This is a genomic window from Saccharospirillum sp. ABV4_185 (assembly GCF_056159245.1).
In genome coordinates, this window is sequence record NZ_JBSWUW010000001.1 from 3,187,090 (window position 1) to 3,204,025 (window position 16,936).

Sequence of the window (16,936 nt, forward strand, 5' to 3'; positions counted from 1 at the left end):
GGAAGAGGGCCGCTCATTCCAGCAAAGGCGAGCGGCTTATGCAAGCAACCTCAGGCTTCGCCTTCCACCCGTCTGCGCACCAGATCGGCCAGCTGTTCGGGCTGGAACTTGGAGAGAAAAGCATCGCAGCCGACCTTCTTGGTCATCGCCAGGTTGAAATCACCGGACAGCGACGTATGCAGTGCAACGAACAGGTTTTTCAAACGCCCATCGGCGCGCACTTCAGCCGTCAGTCGATAGCCATCCATTCGCGGCATTTCCGCATCGGTGACCAGCATCAGCACCCGCTCTTCCAGCGGGCCGTCAGTCTCTTCTGCCAGCCGACGCAGCAGTTCCAAACCCTGAGCGCCATCGGTGGCCTGATGCACCTTGAGCCCCATGGATTCAAAAGTCACCCGCGCCTGAGTTAGGGCGGTATGCGAATCATCAACCATAACAATTTCACGACCGCGAATGCGTTCCACCACCTCATCCGCCAGATAACCTTCACTGAGTAAAGCGTTCATCGGCACGATTTCCGACAAGACCTTCTCTACATCAATGATTTCGACAATCTGCTCTTCGTGATGGGTTATGGCCGTCAAATAGTGGGTATGGCCCGCGCCCGACGGCGGTGGCAACACCTCTTCCCAGTTCAGGTTAATAATACGATCCACTCCACCGACCAGGAACGCCTGAACAGTCGAGTTGTATTCGGTCACGATAATGGTGGAATTTTCATCGTGTTTGATAGGACTTAAGCCAATGGCCATGCTCAGGTCGATAACCGGTACCGAACGGCCACGCAGATAGACCACACCAATCACCGCCGGATTGCGCTGCGGCATCATGGTCAGTTTGGGCAGCCCCAATACCTCTTGAACTTTAAAGACGTTAATCGCATAGATTTGTCGTCCTTTGAGCCGGAACATCAGGATTTCCAGTCGATTCTGACCGACCAGATTGGTACGGCTATCGACATTTTTCAGCACACTCGACATCAGCTACTCCGGCTACTTCGACTCTTCCAACGATCCCGGCAAGCGCAGTCGCCCACCCACTCCGTCGTTATCGGCAAAGTTTAGTCGAGATTGAAGGAATATGCGCTAGTTCACATAAAGACAGTGTTAGTTCACACAAACGCAGGTCGTCGCATCCAGATTAACCACCGAGCCGGGACGCGACAGCGGCAACCAGTCATCCACCAGACTGTTGGATTGAGCGCAGGTCAGCCCACTGCTGTAAGCACCCAGATAGCGAATCTGTCCGTCGGTGCCGGTCAATACGATCAGAGGGCCTGGCGAGGCTGGCGGCGTACCATCCATTGACCCCGCCAGCGCCTGATTGATAAAGGGCGTTCCCAATTGCACCGGGTGGTAGCCCAGCTCACTCCCGGTTTCGCTCAGCGATGAAGCATGGCCGGACGCCATAAAACGGCACAAACAGCCCGGCGGCATCCAATGAATCATGGCTGGATGCGTCAGCTCGCTGCGGGTATCGATCCAGTCCTGCCATTGATCGCTCCAGGCCGACACATCTGAAACACTGCGACCCAACCAATCCAGGTGACTTTGTCGGAACCAAAGACCTGCAGCCAGAGCAAGCAACAAGGGCAACAGCCACCACACTAAGCCGCGATATCGAATCACAATGAACCTTTTGCTAAGGGAGAATCAGGCATGATTGGCACGGAGGTAACGACGCACCTCGTCCAGCGTAAAAGGCCAGCCAAGATCGTCACTTGCGCCATCGCAGAGCAGAACCGGAATACGTATGGCGTATCGGTCCATCAATGCATCACTCTCGACAATATCAACCACCTGCCATTGCAGCGGTTCGGACAGCGCCAACTCTTGCAGCAAAGCCTGCGCCTGCTCACAGAGATGACAACCGAGGGTACTGTAGAGAATGAGATTCGGGGTCGTTGAGGAGGAAGCCACGGGCCGTTCCTATTGGAAAAACGGCCCTATTGTAGAAATCTGCCAGCGCTTTACCAGCGCTCGCTATCAGGCGTCTTTTTTATCGGTTGATGGGTCAGCAAAGAGCGAATCCAGGAAGCTGCTCAAGCGGCCATCGTTACGCGGATGGTTGACCAATGAGTCGACTAGACCCCGCTCCGAGTTCAGTTTATCCACCCAACGCTGCTGGGCATCGACCAGTTCACGAGCGTATTCGCGCAACGGATCCAGACCGCGCGGCAAGCTCTGAGCCTCACCACCAGCCTGTTGATAGGCAGATACAGCCTTGGTTTGAACCGAACGCATGCTCAGATCCAGAGACGCCAAACTGGTGCCACTGATACTCAGCGCCTGAGCCTGCTCGAAGGCCACACCCAGGTCGCCGTCGTAAAATTCGTCAGCCAGCTCACCCACTTCTTTCAGCAAAGCGGTCAGATCGGATCGTTCTTGATCGTTCAGATCACCTTCGATGCTCAAATCGAACTGACCCGATTCCACCTTGCCCCAGCTCACCGACGACCAGCCATCACCGGAAGACTTTTCCGCCGAAGCTTCGTTACGACGATCCACACGGATGGTGACCTTATCGCCTTCAGCAGTAGTGACATCCAGAGCAAAGGTGCGCTGTTCGTACTGATAAATACCGATATTGCGATTGCCCTGGCGTGACACCTGCTTGGAATCGTCAGCACTCACCGAGGCGTCGATATCACGATTGGCCAGAACGTCTTCAAGCCGGCCGTAAGCGTCATCGATTTTACCTTTGAGCGCATCATCCAGCTTGCCCATCGACTCAAGCACATCACGCGCTTCACCAAACCCCTGCTTGATGCCTTTTTCCGCGGCGGCCCAAAGCTTCTCCATCTCAGCTTCGGAGGCGCCATTAGCCTGGGCCTGAGACAGACGGCCGCGCATAAAGCTCCACAGATTATCGACCAGTTCTTCGACATTAAAATTGCTCGCCGCCGATTGCGACGCGCCAGCTTGTTCGGTTTTTGCAGGTGCGTTGACCGAACCCGCCCCAGCGGACTGAGCAGCCTGGCCCGAACCGGGGCGCTGGTAACCAGCGATGGATGGCGTTAACGCGGACAAATTGGACAGCATGTTATTCATAGGGCGTCCCCTTCCGGCGCAAACCGGTACTTATCGAATAGGCGGTGCATTCAATCTACTAGCGGCGGTATAGCGCACAACTTGAGTGATGTTTTGTAAAGGCCGGGATTATCAAAAAACAATCATCAATAGCGTTGGATTGTTGATTAATACGTCGTATGATCGCCGTGCTTCAGGTACCACTCGACTGACAGAGGCCCGTCATGGCGAGACTCGATTCGCTGATCATCTTCACCACCGTCGTTAAAGCCAATAATTTTACCAACGCGGCTCATCAACTGGGTCTGACGCCTTCGGCTGTCAGCAAGCAGATCAGCCTGCTGGAAGATCGCCTTGGCGTGCGCTTGCTCAACCGCACCACCCGCTCGGTCAGCCCGACCGAAGCCGGCCAGCTGTTCTTTAACCGCTGCAGTCGCATCCTCGAAGACCTCGAGGAAGCCGAGCATATGGTCAAAGACCTGGAAACCTCGCCGCGAGGCACGCTGCGCATCACCGCCACGCCGACCTTCGGCCGCTCCATGCTGATGAAGATATTCTCCAAGTTTTTAGAGCAATATCCGGACGTGAATTTCGACCTGATCCTGGCCGATAAAGGCCTCGACCTGGTGCGCGAAGGCATCGACCTGGCGATTCATCTGGGTTCGCTGCAGGACAGTCGTCTGGTCGCCCGACCGGTTGCCAAGCAAAAGGTCATCCTGACCGCAACCAAAGATTACCTCGACAAGCATGGCATGCCACAGCAACTGGCCGATCTGTACGATCACCATATGCTGATGGCGTCCGGTATCGATTTCGCCGAGCCACGTTGGATCAAACGTTTTCTGAAAGAAGCCGGTCTGCAGAATAAAGACCGCCGCTTCACGGTCAACGATCTGGACACCCTGGCCGAGGCCACCACCAATCATATGGGCATCACGGCGCTGCCGTACTATATGGTGCGCGAAGAACTGACCAGTGGACGCATGTTGCATGTGCTACCGGACATCACCTTCCCCAGCCGAACCATCCATGTGGTTTATCCGGAAAACCGCTATCTGTCCGCCAAGAGCCGGGCCTTTGTCGATTTTATGGCGGCCTATTTCGAAGAACACGATCTCGATAAAGCGGGCTAAAAATCGGACTGCCAGAAACAAAAAAGCGGCCAATTGGCCGCTTTTTTAATGGCTGAATTACTCAGCGCAGAAAACGATTCAACCCAGCATCATTGAACATCCGCTCAATGGCAGCATCGAATGTCTCAGTCAGCATGGTTTCGTTTTCCGCTTCATCCGGATAGCGGAAAAACTCGGCAGAACGCTGTGAACGGAAACTGTTGGAGTAGCTGGAGTTGGCTTTGACGATTTCCACCGATACTTCCGCAGCCACCTTGGCTTCTTTACGTGCTGCGTCGATATCGACCAGTTCGTAACTCAGCTCTTCCAGCGTCACGGTCCACTCAAAATCGGCATTCATTTCTACCGCTTCAAAACCGGCCACTTCCAAAGCGCCGATCACCTGATCGCGCAGTTGTTTGGTCAAATCACCAGAGGCGGTAATAGCAGAACTGTTTTCATAAACCCCGCCGCGCTGACCAATAACGGTGCTGCTGCGACCATCTTCAATATCCACCCAGAAGGTACGGCCGTTACCGGCCGGCAAACTGTCCGGTGAAACAACGGGTTCGAAGGCAATTTGCTGGGGTGACAGCTGGGCGCAACCGGCCAGCACCGTTGCCACCAATGAAAGCATCAGTACCGGCTTAAACACAGATTTCATAGCGTTCTCCTTGTGTTAACAAAAAGTCTGAATAAACAGACTCGTTAAGTGCGTTGCAAGTTTTCAGTTTTAAGCCGCCTTAACGGAACGGCTCTGGTCGCGCAAAAACTGCCAGTGTGAATCGGTCGAGCGACTGGCATCAAAACGGTAACCATCCAGATCGAACCCCTTGAGGTCTTCCACCCGGCGGATATCGTTCTCCAGCATATAGCGCACCATCAGACCGCGAGCTTTTTTGGCAAAGAAAGAAATCATCTTGTACTGACCATTTTTCCAGTCACGGAATTCCGGCACGATCACTGGTACCGGTAACCGCTTCGGCTGGATCGCCTTAAAGTATTCGTTCGACGCCAGATTGACCAGTGCTTGTGTCTCATTGCTGCGGATATCCGCCGCCAGTGTATCGGTCAACTGATTCCCCCACCATTGATAGAGGTTTGTGCCGCGTTCGGTCGGCAGACGCGTGCCCATTTCCAGGCGGTACGGCAGGATGCGGTCCAGCGGCCGCAACACACCATATAAACCCGACAAGATACGCAGCCGGTCCTGAACTTTGCCAAACGCCTTCTTGCTGAGCGTCGCAGCATCAAGACCGGTATAGACGTCGCCCTGAAAGGCCAAAAGCGCCTGTTTGCTGCGCTGCGAATCGAATGGCCACTGCCACTGACTGAAGCGTTCGACGTTCAAATTGGCCAGCTTCTCACTCAGCGACATCAGTTCGCGCAGATCGCTGACGCTGTATGTGCGCAGCACATCGACCAGCTCCGCGGCCTCGTCGGCAAAACGAAACTCGGTGCTTTGGTCGGTGATCGCCGGGCTTTCGAAATCCAGCGTTTTGGCCGGTGAAATCACCGCCATCAAGGGAGCTGTTGCCAAGTCTTCCTCCTGTCTCTAGGGTACGACTCACACCTTTATTGTGGGCCGAAAAAATGCAGATTCTGAGAACCTATGTGCCGGACTCTTTTCAGAATTACAACCATCTGGTCTATTGCGAACAGCAACGCCAGGCGGCAGCGGTTGATCCTTATGACGCCGAGCACCTGATACAGCTGGCCCGGCAACAGGATTTATCTATCAGCGCCATCTGGATTACTCATGAACATGGCGACCACATTCGGCACGTCAATGAACTGAAAGCCGCCACCGGTGCCCGCGTCTTTGCACCGGCCGGCTGCATCGGCAAGCTGGCGGCTGATATCTGGCTTGAAGACAACGACAAGCTAAGCGTCGGTGACGGCCAGGCAAGCTTCTGGTTCACGCCTGGCCATACCCCGGCGCATGGCGTCTTTTACATCGACCAGGACGAACCGGCGCTGATCTGCGGCGACACTCTGTTCAATGCCGGCGTCGGCAACACCCGTTCAGGCAGCACCGATGTGTTGTTTGACAGCATCGAACGGCTGCGTCGCGATACGGCCAGGCAGGCACGCATTTACCCAGGTCACGATTACCTGCCCAATAACCTTGCCTTTGCGTTAAGCATCCAGCCAGACCTGACCGCGGCACTCGATCTCAAAACCGAGGCCGACGCCCAGACGCCCGACACCCGCACCGTCACGACGTTCGAGCAGGAACTGAGCTTCAATCTGTTTTTGCGTCTGGACGACCCTGAACTGGCCGACGCGCTGGCCGAACGGGATTATCCGACCAGCAGTGCACTTGAGCGCTTCCGCGCCTTGCGCAGCTTACGCGACCAGTGGTGATCAGGGACACGGATAGGGATAACGACGGTGCACCGCCTCAATGTCGGCCAGCACCGCTGAGCTGAGCACCAGCTCGTGACTGTCGATATTGCTCTTAAGCTGCGCCATAGTGGTCGCGCCGATGATATTTGAGGTCAAGAATGGCCGGTCATTGATGTAAGACAGCGCCATCTGCGCCGGGTCCAGACCATGGTCGCGCGCCACCTGGACATACTCATCCACGGCAGCCTTGCCATTTTCCGTGCTGTAACGCTGGAATCGATCGAACAAGGTAAGACGCGCGCCTTCTGGCTTGGCGCCACCGGCGTATTTACCGCTCAGAGTGCCCATCGCCAGCGGCGAATAAGCCAGTAAACCGACGTCTTCACGGTAAGCCATTTCCGCCAGACCCACTTCAAAGCTGCGGTTAAGCAGGTTGTAAGGGTTCTGAATGGAGTCGATACGCGCCAGCCCTTCTTCACGCGACAGACGCAGATACTCCGATACGCCCCAGGCCGTTTCGTTAGATACACCAATGCGACGCACCTTGCCCTCGCGAACCAGTTCATCGCAGGCACGCAGAGTCTCTTCAATGGTAACGACATCTTCTTCGTCGACAACGCTGTAGCCCAGCTTACCGAAGGTATTAGTGCTGCGATCCGGCCAATGCAACTGGTACAGATCGATATAATCCGTCTGTAAGCGCTTCAGGCTGGCTTCGGCGGCCTGTTTGATCTGCTCACGCGACAGCCGCGGACCACCGCGAACATCCTTACGGTCACTGCGCCCAAACACCTTGGTCGCCAGTATCACTTCCTCACGCCGACCGGTTTTTGCAAACCAGCTACCGATATACTCTTCAGTGCGACCGTAGGTTTCCGGGCGCGGTGGCACAGGGTACATCTCAGCGGCGTCAAAGAAATTGATGTTACGCTCACGGGCGTAATTCATCTGCTCGTGGGCGTCTGCTTCGCTGTTTTGCTCACCCCAGGTCATAGTACCCAGGCAAATTCGGGAAACTTCGAGGTCGGATCGACCCAAACGACGATATTCCATCAATTCAAACCCTGCCAACTTGAATGCGAACCTCTATAATACGGGCAGATTCTACTTAATTCGACGGGGCACTATGTCACGCAGCAAGAAGAGCCGGTCCTTAAAAGGCACACTCAACGTCAAAACCGGTTCCAAGAAAGACTTCATCGGTCAGGGCGAGAAAGGTCAGATTCCTTCTCATAATCGCCTGGCCAAACACAAAAAGCGGCAGAAGTCGGCTTACCAGAAATACCTGGAAGCCAACAATCTGAATGACAGCACCGCAGGCACCCAGTCCAAGCCGGCGTTGCCGCGCTATCGCCAGATTGAAACTGAAGAAGCACCGATTGAGGCCGATAGCGAAGAGACCAATAAAGGCTTTGATGAATTGAGTGGCGATGAGCTGCTCGATCGTTTCGATAGGTCCTGAAGATGCGTTTGCTTTGCTCACTGTTATTAGTCGCCCTGCCCGCTTTAGCAGCGGCGGAAGATTTTGGTCAGGCGCTGTGGGGCGCCAGCATCGATGACGTGCGTCAGGCGGAAACCCGCACTAACCGCACGCCCTTTGGCGAAACCGGCTATCTGATTTATGAAGCCAGTTTGCCAGACATCCATGTCACCCGTCTGGTGTACCAGTTCACCGGCGGACAGCTGTCACAAGGACGCTTCCTGTTTAAACCGGCACCGGATGCGCCCATCCAATCCTGGATCGACCAGTTCGAACAGGTACGACACCTGATCAGCCGTCAATACGGCGAGCCAGGCAGCGAAGAGGTGTTGACACCGACCGCTGGCAACGCCCCGGAACAAATGGATTGGGCAACGGCGCTGAGCGAAGACCGACTGATTCTTAAAACCCGCTGGCAAACAGAGCGAACCGAACTGATCCAACAACTGGCCTGGGCGGGCGATCGGCCCTATCACCAGGTGATCTATCGTCCGCTGACCCCGGTCAGTCCTGCCGACGGTCTGTTTTGACCGCAGCCGTCAGCCACCAGGCGATGCCACGCCTGACCAGTGTCGATCAGATCCGTGGTATCGCCCTGGTGCTGATGGCGCTGTTTCACTTCAGTTACGATCTTAGCCTCTATGGCTATCTGTCCTTCGATTCCAAAGCGCCGTTCTGGGCCATTTTCCGCGGCATCATCGTCGTGCTGTTCTTTGCCACGGTTGGCATCAGCCTGGTGCTGGCCAACCGTGACGGCATGCGCTGGCCGGCTTTCTGGAAACGCGAGGCGAAAATCGTCGCTGGCGCGGCTGCAATCAGCCTGGCGACCTGGCTGGCTTATCCTCACGCCTGGGTCTGGTTCGGCGTGTTGCATTTTATTGCTGTTGCCAGTTTGTTGGCCGTGCCAGTTATTTTTTATCCGCGCCTTGCCCTGAGTCTGGGTATCGCCATCCTGGTGCTGTTCAATATCACTGACTGGTTCAACCTTCAGCCCTTGCATCGCGCTCTGGCCGGACCCTTGCACCTGCCTACGGCGACCGTCGATCTGACACGCTTGATTCCCTGGCTGGGTATGGTCTATATCGGCATCTATCTTGGCCATCGCCGTCTGTTCGGAGTACACCACCTGCCTCTTGGACCTTTCACTCGACTGCTGGTGTGGTTGGGTCAACACAGCCTTGGCTTTTATCTGCTTCATCAGTTGCCACTCTTCGGTCTGGCCTGGTTAATACACTGGTTGATACAAAGCAGCGTCTGAGCCTGGCAAGTGATAAGCTGCCACATTCAATCTAATTTTTTATATCCATGCCCACCAAACTGAATCTTCTACTCGGCTGGTTGCTGTTAACTGTCGCGACAACGACGCTGACACAGGCAGAGCCCATCGACCAACAACGCCCTTCCATTGCGTTAGTGCTCGCCGGCGGTGGTGCCCGGGGTCTCTCCCATATCGGCGTGCTGCGGACACTGGAAGAACTCAGAGTGCCGGTCGACTGTGTGGTCGGCACCAGCATGGGCGCACTCGTGGGCGGCCTCTATTCAGTCGGTATGAATTCCACAGAAATTGCCGCCATTCTTGATGAACACAGCCTGGTGGAATTTTTCAATGAACGACCACCGCGCCAGTCAATCCAACAAAATTTACGCGCCTACAGCTATCGTTCGCTTTTTGGTTTTTCGATCGATACCCAGTATGGCTTGCCAGTGCCTTCCAGTGGTATTGCATCGGGTTATCGATTTGAGCTCTTTATGAAAGAATTGATCGGCACCGGCTACGCCGTTGTCGACCTCGATTTCGATACCCTGCCGACACCTTTTCGCGCCGTCGCCACCGATCTGGACAGCGGTGAAGAACGGATATTCAGCGCAGGTAACCTGCCCCAAGCCATGCGTGCCAGCATGTCGCTGCCCGCGTTAATTGCCCCTTTGACGATTGATGGCCGGCACTACGTCGATGGTGGTTTGGTGCAGAATTTCCCGGTCGCCGCCGGGCGTGAGCTGTGTGGCGATGTGGTGATTGGCGTCAGCTTACGCATCAAAGACCGCTGGAATGCGCAGTACGATTCATCCTTTGATGTCGCCAACCGTTCCGTTGAAATCCTGATGGATCAGAACGTCGTGCAGTCACAGCAACTGTTGTCTGAGAACGATATTTTGATCGAGCCGGATATGCAGAAATTCACCTCGGCGGATTTCGATCAATACACAGATATCATCAATCAGGGCGAAATTGCGGCCCGGCTGCGCCACGCTGACCTGGCCCAGTTATCACTGTCACCCGAGGACTATCAACAGTGGCAACAACGGCGACAGACCCGGCGGCGGGATAACATTCACATCACCCGCATCACCACGGCCGCAGATCTTGAGTTTAATGATCAGGTTATCATGAGAGACATCACCGCTCACGCCGGTGAAGATTTCGACCTGATTCGACTGCACAATGATATTTCCAACATCTACGGCCGTGGCGATTACACTTACGTCGGTTATCAGATACGTACCTACGATTCCGACGACTACGGCACCATCGAAATCTATGCCGATTCAAAACCCGAAGGTCACGGCTATTTGCGTTTCGGCCTGGATGTCGCCACCGACGACTCACGGCAAGCCGAGATCAATGTCAGCACCAGTTACCGTCAACCCTGGATCAATGATCGCAACGGCGAAGTTCGTCTTGATTTGCGCCTGGGCACCGACTTCCTTTTCCGCAGTGAATTTATTCAGCCGCTGTCGCTGACCGACGGCAGTTTTATTGCCGCACACCTGAGCAGCAGCCGCTACTTTAATGAAATTTATTACGGTAACACCCGGGCAGGAAATACCCGCCTGACCACCAGCGAGGTGGGCTTTGATCTGGGCATCACCGGTGCCCGCGGAGAGATTCGCCTCGGTACTTTCGCAACCGATGTGGCCGGCAAGCACGACCTGGGATTGTCGGCTGAAACCATCGAACCGTTCGAGCGTTTTCAGGCCGGTTACCGGCTAAACGCCATCTATGATCAACTCGATTCTTTCGGTTATCCAACACGCGGTTTGCTGTTCCGTCTGGACGCTTTTGAAACCACCGAAAAATGGGGCTCGGATGACGACTACACCAAAGTTTCCGCCAAGCTGATCAAGCCACTGTCCAGCGGCAGTCATCATTTAAAGATTCAGCTCGAAGCCGGTGATACCTTTGGTGATCACACCGAGCAATTGTATTTTTATGACGGTTATAAACTGGGTGGTCCGGGTCGTTTATCCGGCCTGAATCTAAACCAACTGACGGGTTTGGAATACCAGCTGGCAACGGCAGAATATTATTATCGTTTATCCGACATGCCGGATTTTTTCGGGCGGGGTCTGTTTTTAGGAACCGGACTGGAAACCGGCCGTATCGAGGATGAGCTCATGGTTAATCCCGGTGACTGGGTCGCTTCGGCCAGCCTGTTTGCCGGCATGGATACGGTATTGGGAAAAATGCAGCTCACCCTGGGCCATGCCAGCCTTGATAGAACCGCTTTCTATTTCACCCTGGGACATCGCTTTTGACGCAGTGGCGAGTAACACTGTACTCGCCACCTCGCCTTATTCAGCGTTCATCTTCCCAGATAACCACGCCACCGGTGACATCATTCAGGCGCTCGCTGTACACCTGTTCCAAATAACTGCGGCGTAATTTGAGCGTTGGCGTCAGTCGCTCGTTTTCAATACTCCAGGGCTCTTTCGCCACCAGAATGCCTTCGAGTTTCTGATGACTTTCCAAGGTGGCATTCAATTCTTCCAGAGTACGTCGCAGCGACCGACTTAAGCTGTCGCGATCAGCATTCCGACGATGTTCAGCCAGCACTACAACGGCTGCCGGCTGGGTACGGCCAGCACCAATCACACAGACTTGCTCGATATCCGGATTACCGGACAAGCGGCTTTCCAGCGGTACCGGCGCCACATATTTGCCCTTGGTGGTTTTGAATTCTTCTTTCAACCGACCAATGATGCGAAACGCCCCGTCGGCCGTTTGCTCAGCTTTATCGCCGGTACGAAACCAGCCATCCTGAAAGGCTTCAGCGGTCGCTTGGGGGTTGTTGTAATACTCCTCGAAAACGGCATCGCCGCGAATCAGCAATTCACCGTCATCAGCAATTTTGATGTCCACGCAGGCCAGCGGCACACCAATGGTGCCCATACGCTCAGCTTGGAACGGCATATTACAGGCTGATAATCCGGTGGTTTCACTCATGCCCCAGCCTTCACAGATATCGATACCAAGGCGGTGATACCACTGCAGCAGACTCGGTGCGATTGGCGCAGAACCTGAGCCAAAGGTGTGCACAGAATCGAGCCCAAGGCCAGCACGAATCTTCCGTGCCACCAACTTACCCAAGAGCGGAATCTTGAGCAGTTTCTGCAGTTTCTCGGCGGGCATTTTTTCGTGCACGCCCACCTGAAAACGCGTCCACAAACGTGGCACCGACAAGAAGGTCGTAGGTCGGGCAACTTTCAGATCGTCGACAAAGGTGTCCAATGACTCGACAAAATAAATCGGTCCGCCTGTATAAAGCGCCGTGCCTTCCACAACGCCACGCTCGGTGATGTGCGCCAAGGGCAGATAGGAGACACCTCTGTCTTCAGGGGTCATTCCCACCAACTCACGGTTGGTGGTTGAGGCGGCGGCATATTGCAGATATTTCAGCACCACGCCTTTGGGTTTGCCGGTACTGCCGGAGGTGTATACCAGCGTCATGACGTCGTTCAGGGTGATGTCCGCTATCGATGCCAACGGCTCGTGCTGAGAAATCCAATCTTCCCAGCGGTGATCATGATCGATGGTCTGATAAGGAAAGGCGATGCGCGGGATGCTGCCATCGAACACCGACTGGCCCGCAGCCAGGTCATCGAGTTTACCGACAAAAACCGCCTTGGCGCCGCTGTCTTCAAGGATGTGCCGAATGGTGTCGGCGCCGGCGGTGGCGTAAATCGGCACGCTGATCATACCGGCCATCATGATCGCCCAATCGGTAATAAACCATTCAGCGCTGTTTTTGGCGAAGATAGCGACGCGATCGCCAGGTTTCAGCCCTAAAGAAAGCAAGCCTTGGGCTATTCTGCGGGCATTGTCGTCGACTTGACGCCAGGTCCATACGATGAGCTTGCGATTAACGGGTTGATGCAAGAACGGCTTATCACCGCGCTCGGCAACGTGACGGGCCAGTTCAGCCAGCGGAGTTTGGTAGCTCATGGTGCCATCCATTGTTGTTGGTTTTTTTGGATACCCTCAGTATCGATCAAATCTGCTGCTTTCGCACCTTAACGTCTCTGTAAATTCATCATCTGTGAACCAAAAGCTAAAATCGACACAGGATGACCCTGAGCCTGCCAATTGGGTAAACTGCCGCTACCTAACTGCTGACTCGTTGTTACCTTATGGATAAACCTGCATCGTCGTTTGCCCTCGCCGTCTTTGCCGCTGCAGCCTTGGCACTGAGCACAGTGGTTTTACTGGTCATGGTGGTGACCAGCAGTCATCAAGTAACGAAGCTGCGCAGCGAAAATCAGCAGCTGAACCAACGCACTGAACTGCTGAGCAAGGCGCTGGCCCGTTTCAGTGAAGATCAGGACAGCGTGGTGACTGTCATCGAGGAAATGGAGGCGGAAATTGCCGGGCTGCGCAGCGATTACGCCCGGCTGGGAGAAACCGCCGATAACGCCCGGCAGCGGCTGGAAAACGCCAACGATCGATTAAACCGCCTGACGCAAATCGAGCGCGAACTGCAAGCAGCAATAAGCACTAATGAGGCGCTGCAACAGAACAACGCCATCCTGACAGAACGCCTGGCCGCCAGTCGCGCCGAAATAGAGCGATTACAGCAGGCGCTGGAAAATCGCTCAGCGCCCACCACACCGCTTTATTAAGTCTTATTAAGTCGGACTCTCATCTTCCCAGCGCACCTCACCGCCACTGAGCTGACCGAGGCGTTTATCATAGCTTTCTTCCAGATTGGCCCGGCGCAACTTCATCGTCGGTGTTAACTGACCGTTTTCGATACTCCAGGGTTCTGATGCCACCAGAATACCCTCCAGTTTTTCATGGCTTTCCAGGCTGGCATTGAGCTCTTTCAGAGTCTGTCGCAGAGAGGCACGCACCGTTTCACGTTGTTCAGATGCCAGATGTTCCGCCAGCACCACCACTGCCACCGGCTGAGTTCGTCCGGCACCAATCACACACACCTGCTCGATGGCTGAGTTGCCGGATAACCGGCTTTCCAGCGGCACCGGTGCAACGTATTTTCCTTTAGCAGTTTTAAACGCTTCTTTGAGTCGGCCGACAATACGAAAGGATCCGTCTGAGCGCTTCTCCGCCTTATCGCCGGTGCGGAACCAATCATCCTGAAAGGCTTGTTCTGTTGCCTCCGGGTTGTTGTAGTAGCTTTCAAATACCGCGTCACCACGAATCAATAACTCACCGTCGTCCGCAATTTTCATCTCGACACAATCCAGCGGCGGCCCAATGGTGCCCATACGGTCGGCTCGAAATGGCATATTGCACGCCGATAACCCGGTGGTTTCCGTCATGCCCCACCCTTCGCAGATATCAATGCCAAGCTGGTGATACCAATGCAATAAACTCGGCGCCAGCAATGCCGAACCGGAACCAAACATACGCACCGATCCCAGCCCCAATCCCGCTCGAATGTTGCGCGCAACCAGCTTGCCGACCAGCGGTATCTTCAACAAAAACCGCAGCGTTTTAGGTGGGATTTTTTCATGGATGCCAATCTGAAACCGTGTCCATAGGCGTGGCACGGATAAAAACGTCGTCGGTCGCGCCACTTTTAAATCGTCGACAAAGGTGTCCAGCGATTCAACAAAATAGACCGGTCCACCGGTATAAAGCGCCGTGCCCTGCACCACGGCCCGTTCGGTGACGTGAGCCAACGGCAGGTATGACACCGTGCGATCACGGTCGGTAATCTGTCCAATCACCCGGTTAGTGGCGGAGGCCGCTGCATACTGGCGGTATTTCAACACCACACCTTTGGGCTTGCCGGTACTGCCTGAGGTGTAGACCAGGGTCATCACATCGTTCAGGCTCAGCTCGGCCAGCTGTTGTAAGGGAGCATGCTGAGCAATCCAATCGTCCCAGCGGTGATCGTGAGCGATGGTCGGGTATGGAAAACCGATACGCACCAGACTGCCATCAAAGACGGCTTGGCCGGCCGTCAGATCGTCCAGCTTGCCAATAAAAACAGCCTTACTGCCACTGTCTTCAATAATATGGCGAACCGTTTCCTCGTTGGCCGTGGAATAAATCGGCACACTGATCATTCCGGCCATCATGATGGCCCAGTCAGCGATAAACCACTCAGCGCTGTTCTTAGCAAAAATAGCCACCCGGTCACCAGACTTCAGGCCCAGAGAAAGCAGCCCCTGGGCGATGCGACGGGAGTTATCGTCGACGTCAGCCCAGGTCCATATCTTGAGTTGGCGATTAACAGGTTGATGCAGAAAGGGTCGATTGCCACGTTCAGCGACGTGTCTGGCCAGTTCGGCCAGTGGCATAGGGTAAGTCATATAAACATCCTTGAGATTCATTGAGTGAGTCGGACATTCCTGGTCCGCTAATTTTGAAAGACAGGGTAAGGCTTTAGGGGGTATTACCAGCGGATTTAAAACAATGAATAAGCGCCGCTTTGGAGGCAACAAAATCAGTCGAAAAATCCTGATAAAAAATCTTGATTGTAGAGCCCCTAGTTATCACAGGGCTTACTCAGGTAACGACTGCCCCTTTCTTTCGCCAGCCAGTATAACGGGGCATCCAGCAAATGCCCCGTCCAATCACTGCTAGCGACTATGTCATCAACCAACAATGTTTTTGGTGACAACAGGGCTGCGGACAGACTTGCGCAGACAATAATAAAGCCGACCCTTTCGGATCGGCTTTTAAAGGCTGGTGGTGCTCAGGGGGGCCGAATCAGGCCTGCCTCTGGCATCACCTTCTGTAGCAACAGCGGCTGTTCAACTGTCAGGCACTCACTTCGAACACCTTATTGAAGTCGAAGCGATTGTCGGTATCGATGTACAGCTTGAGCTTCCGTGAAATCTCCGAGGCCGAAAAGATACCCCGAATCCGGCCATGTTCGCTGTCGATGACCAGACAATGCTGCTGATGCACATTTTTCAGCACCTGGATGACATTGCCGATCGTCGCTCTTTTTACTTCCGCTATGTCCAGGGCGGTAAGCTGTTTCTTCGGGGTCATCAGGTCCATCACGCCGATCTCATCACGACGATACCCCTCGGACACACGCTGTACGATCTTCCGCTCAATAACATCGTCGGCAGTAATCACACCGACAAAGTGGTTCTGGTGGTTAACTACCAGCAGCAGTCGCACATGGGTGGTCATCATCACTTTGCGGGCATCCAGAGCGGATGTAGCGACTTCGATAATCCGCGGTTGCACCGTCTCGAAGTCGGTAAAGAAATCAACAGCTGGGGAATTCTGCGACAGCGACTGGCTTTGTGCTGGCCAGGCCAGCTCATTGATGTCGCTCAGGGGATATAAGGTCATGTTTTTCATAGCACTGTCTCCTACCCGTTGCGGCCATGAAAGGCCCGTCAAGCGGGTACTAAAGGTGTTTATGCCAGTATTGAAAGTGTAACGTTTGGGTTAACTAGCACAGACAGACAGGAGGCGCCCGGATGAGCGCTGAGCCAGAGTGATCAGGTTCTGGGAGATTGGACGATAAAGAACGCCGGAGCGTCGCTTCAAGCAACCGGAATGGGTGGCGCTGGTAAGAGGTGACCAGCCCACTGTCATCGCTTTCAAAAGCATGGCCGGACCCACCAGTCGCGTCGACTGCCTCAGCCACATTGCCGATAAGCGAAGCGCTGTCCGCAGGCTCGTCGCAAGCAAAGGTAGCGCCCGCGTAAAGCAGCAATAGCGGTAACAGAAACAGCGATAATAAGATGCGATGCAT

The 16,936-nt window shown here is 54.6% G+C and carries 17 protein-coding genes; 7 read left to right on the forward strand and 10 right to left on the reverse strand.

Translation table 11 applies throughout. From position 1 onward, the window contains the following. Positions 1-50 precede the first annotated feature (50 nt). The 4 genes from ACXAE6_RS15170 to ACXAE6_RS15185 form a co-directional block, all read right to left on the reverse strand. The gene (locus ACXAE6_RS15170) at positions 51-980 is read right to left on the reverse strand and encodes a chemotaxis protein (RefSeq protein WP_392800861.1); all 930 of its coding nucleotides are present in this window, start codon (positions 978-980) and stop codon (positions 51-53) included. Positions 981-1,106: 126 nt separating this feature from the next. Next, positions 1,107-1,628 (reverse strand): DUF6436 domain-containing protein, encoded by a 522-nt coding sequence (locus ACXAE6_RS15175; protein ID WP_475150282.1) that lies wholly within the window; start codon positions 1,626-1,628, stop codon positions 1,107-1,109. Positions 1,629-1,652: 24 nt separating this feature from the next. Next, positions 1,653-1,919, reverse strand: a complete 267-nt coding sequence (locus ACXAE6_RS15180; RefSeq protein WP_475150289.1) for a glutaredoxin family protein — start codon at positions 1,917-1,919, stop codon at positions 1,653-1,655. 66 nt (positions 1,920-1,985) lie between these two features. Further along, on the reverse strand, positions 1,986-3,050 hold the full coding sequence (locus ACXAE6_RS15185) for a DUF5610 domain-containing protein (protein ID WP_475150296.1): 1,065 nt from the start codon (positions 3,048-3,050) through the stop codon (positions 1,986-1,988). A gap of 203 nt (positions 3,051-3,253) precedes the next feature. On the opposite strand from ACXAE6_RS15185, the gene ACXAE6_RS15190 reads away from it, so the two are divergent. Beyond that, positions 3,254-4,162 (forward strand): LysR family transcriptional regulator, encoded by a 909-nt coding sequence (locus ACXAE6_RS15190; RefSeq protein ID WP_108165183.1) that lies wholly within the window; start codon positions 3,254-3,256, stop codon positions 4,160-4,162. Positions 4,163-4,223: 61 nt separating this feature from the next. Here ACXAE6_RS15190 and ACXAE6_RS15195 read toward each other — a convergent pair whose 3' ends face one another. Further along, a complete protein-coding gene (locus ACXAE6_RS15195; RefSeq protein WP_475150300.1) occupies positions 4,224-4,805 on the reverse strand; it encodes a YajG family lipoprotein in 582 nt (193 codons plus the stop codon). Between the two features lie 69 nt (positions 4,806-4,874). Then, on the reverse strand, positions 4,875-5,681 hold the full coding sequence (gene yaaA / locus ACXAE6_RS15200) for a peroxide stress protein YaaA (protein WP_475150304.1): 807 nt from the start codon (positions 5,679-5,681) through the stop codon (positions 4,875-4,877). A 53-nt stretch (positions 5,682-5,734) separates the two neighbouring features. Between yaaA and ACXAE6_RS15205 the strand changes: the two genes are divergently transcribed. After that, complete coding sequence (locus ACXAE6_RS15205; protein WP_475150308.1) at positions 5,735-6,508, forward strand: MBL fold metallo-hydrolase; 774 nt, start codon at positions 5,735-5,737, stop codon at positions 6,506-6,508. Here ACXAE6_RS15205 and ACXAE6_RS15210 read toward each other — a convergent pair whose 3' ends face one another. Continuing rightward, positions 6,509-7,543, reverse strand: coding sequence for an NADP(H)-dependent aldo-keto reductase (locus ACXAE6_RS15210; RefSeq protein WP_475150312.1), 1,035 nt, complete (start codon positions 7,541-7,543; stop codon positions 6,509-6,511). Positions 7,544-7,616: 73 nt separating this feature from the next. On the opposite strand from ACXAE6_RS15210, the gene ACXAE6_RS15215 reads away from it, so the two are divergent. The 4 genes from ACXAE6_RS15215 to ACXAE6_RS15230 are packed head-to-tail and all read left to right on the forward strand — an operon-like array spanning position 7,617 to position 11,507. Continuing rightward, positions 7,617-7,952: a hypothetical protein gene (locus tag ACXAE6_RS15215; protein WP_475150314.1), complete on the forward strand. Its 336-nt coding sequence runs from the start codon at positions 7,617-7,619 to the stop codon at positions 7,950-7,952. 2 nt (positions 7,953-7,954) lie between these two features. Continuing rightward, on the forward strand, positions 7,955-8,500 hold the full coding sequence (locus ACXAE6_RS15220) for a hypothetical protein (protein ID WP_475150318.1): 546 nt from the start codon (positions 7,955-7,957) through the stop codon (positions 8,498-8,500). Beyond that, a complete protein-coding gene (locus tag ACXAE6_RS15225; protein WP_475150322.1) occupies positions 8,497-9,228 on the forward strand; it encodes a heparan-alpha-glucosaminide N-acetyltransferase in 732 nt (243 codons plus the stop codon). The genes ACXAE6_RS15220 and ACXAE6_RS15225 overlap by 4 nt, the downstream gene beginning before the upstream one ends. Positions 9,229-9,275: 47 nt before the next feature. Continuing rightward, positions 9,276-11,507 (forward strand): patatin-like phospholipase family protein, encoded by a 2,232-nt coding sequence (locus ACXAE6_RS15230; protein ID WP_475150327.1) that lies wholly within the window; start codon positions 9,276-9,278, stop codon positions 11,505-11,507. Between the two features lie 40 nt (positions 11,508-11,547). Here the strand turns inward: ACXAE6_RS15230 and ACXAE6_RS15235 are convergent, their stop codons facing one another. Beyond that, positions 11,548-13,194 (reverse strand): AMP-binding protein, encoded by a 1,647-nt coding sequence (locus ACXAE6_RS15235; protein ID WP_475150331.1) that lies wholly within the window; start codon positions 13,192-13,194, stop codon positions 11,548-11,550. A 185-nt stretch (positions 13,195-13,379) separates the two neighbouring features. Here ACXAE6_RS15235 and ACXAE6_RS15240 point away from each other — a divergent pair, with 185 nt between their 5' ends. Beyond that, entirely contained in the window at positions 13,380-13,868 is a 489-nt protein-coding gene (locus tag ACXAE6_RS15240; RefSeq protein ID WP_475150336.1) for a hypothetical protein, read from the forward strand. A gap of 6 nt (positions 13,869-13,874) precedes the next feature. On the opposite strand, the gene ACXAE6_RS15245 is transcribed toward ACXAE6_RS15240, so the two are convergent. After that, positions 13,875-15,527 carry an AMP-binding protein gene (locus tag ACXAE6_RS15245; protein WP_475150339.1) on the reverse strand — a complete coding sequence of 551 codons (1,653 nt, stop codon included), beginning with the start codon at positions 15,525-15,527 and terminating at the stop codon, positions 13,875-13,877. Between the two features lie 451 nt (positions 15,528-15,978). Then, positions 15,979-16,536: a CBS domain-containing protein gene (locus ACXAE6_RS15250; RefSeq protein ID WP_475150344.1), complete on the reverse strand. Its 558-nt coding sequence runs from the start codon at positions 16,534-16,536 to the stop codon at positions 15,979-15,981. Between the last annotated feature and the right edge of the window lie 400 nt (positions 16,537-16,936).

Bases quoted from the DNA above. Each gene is read 5' to 3' on its own strand.
- ACXAE6_RS15190 (WP_108165183.1), top strand. From the start codon at position 3,254: ATGGCGAGACTCGATTCGCTGATCATCTTCACCACCGTCGTTAAAGCC.
- ACXAE6_RS15185 (WP_475150296.1), bottom strand. From the start codon at position 3,050: ATGAATAACATGCTGTCCAATTTGTCCGCGTTAACGCCATCCATCGCT.
- ACXAE6_RS15230 (WP_475150327.1), top strand. From the start codon at position 9,276: ATGCCCACCAAACTGAATCTTCTACTCGGCTGGTTGCTGTTAACTGTC.
- ACXAE6_RS15240 (WP_475150336.1), top strand. From the start codon at position 13,380: ATGGATAAACCTGCATCGTCGTTTGCCCTCGCCGTCTTTGCCGCTGCA.
- ACXAE6_RS15235 (WP_475150331.1), bottom strand. From the start codon at position 13,194: ATGAGCTACCAAACTCCGCTGGCTGAACTGGCCCGTCACGTTGCCGAG.
- ACXAE6_RS15195 (WP_475150300.1), bottom strand. From the start codon at position 4,805: ATGAAATCTGTGTTTAAGCCGGTACTGATGCTTTCATTGGTGGCAACG.
- ACXAE6_RS15215 (WP_475150314.1), top strand. From the start codon at position 7,617: ATGTCACGCAGCAAGAAGAGCCGGTCCTTAAAAGGCACACTCAACGTC.
- ACXAE6_RS15205 (WP_475150308.1), top strand. From the start codon at position 5,735: ATGCAGATTCTGAGAACCTATGTGCCGGACTCTTTTCAGAATTACAAC.
- ACXAE6_RS15170 (WP_392800861.1), bottom strand. From the start codon at position 980: ATGTCGAGTGTGCTGAAAAATGTCGATAGCCGTACCAATCTGGTCGGT.
- ACXAE6_RS15220 (WP_475150318.1), top strand. From the start codon at position 7,955: ATGCGTTTGCTTTGCTCACTGTTATTAGTCGCCCTGCCCGCTTTAGCA.
- ACXAE6_RS15245 (WP_475150339.1), bottom strand. From the start codon at position 15,527: ATGACTTACCCTATGCCACTGGCCGAACTGGCCAGACACGTCGCTGAA.
- ACXAE6_RS15210 (WP_475150312.1), bottom strand. From the start codon at position 7,543: ATGGAATATCGTCGTTTGGGTCGATCCGACCTCGAAGTTTCCCGAATT.
- ACXAE6_RS15250 (WP_475150344.1), bottom strand. From the start codon at position 16,536: ATGAAAAACATGACCTTATATCCCCTGAGCGACATCAATGAGCTGGCC.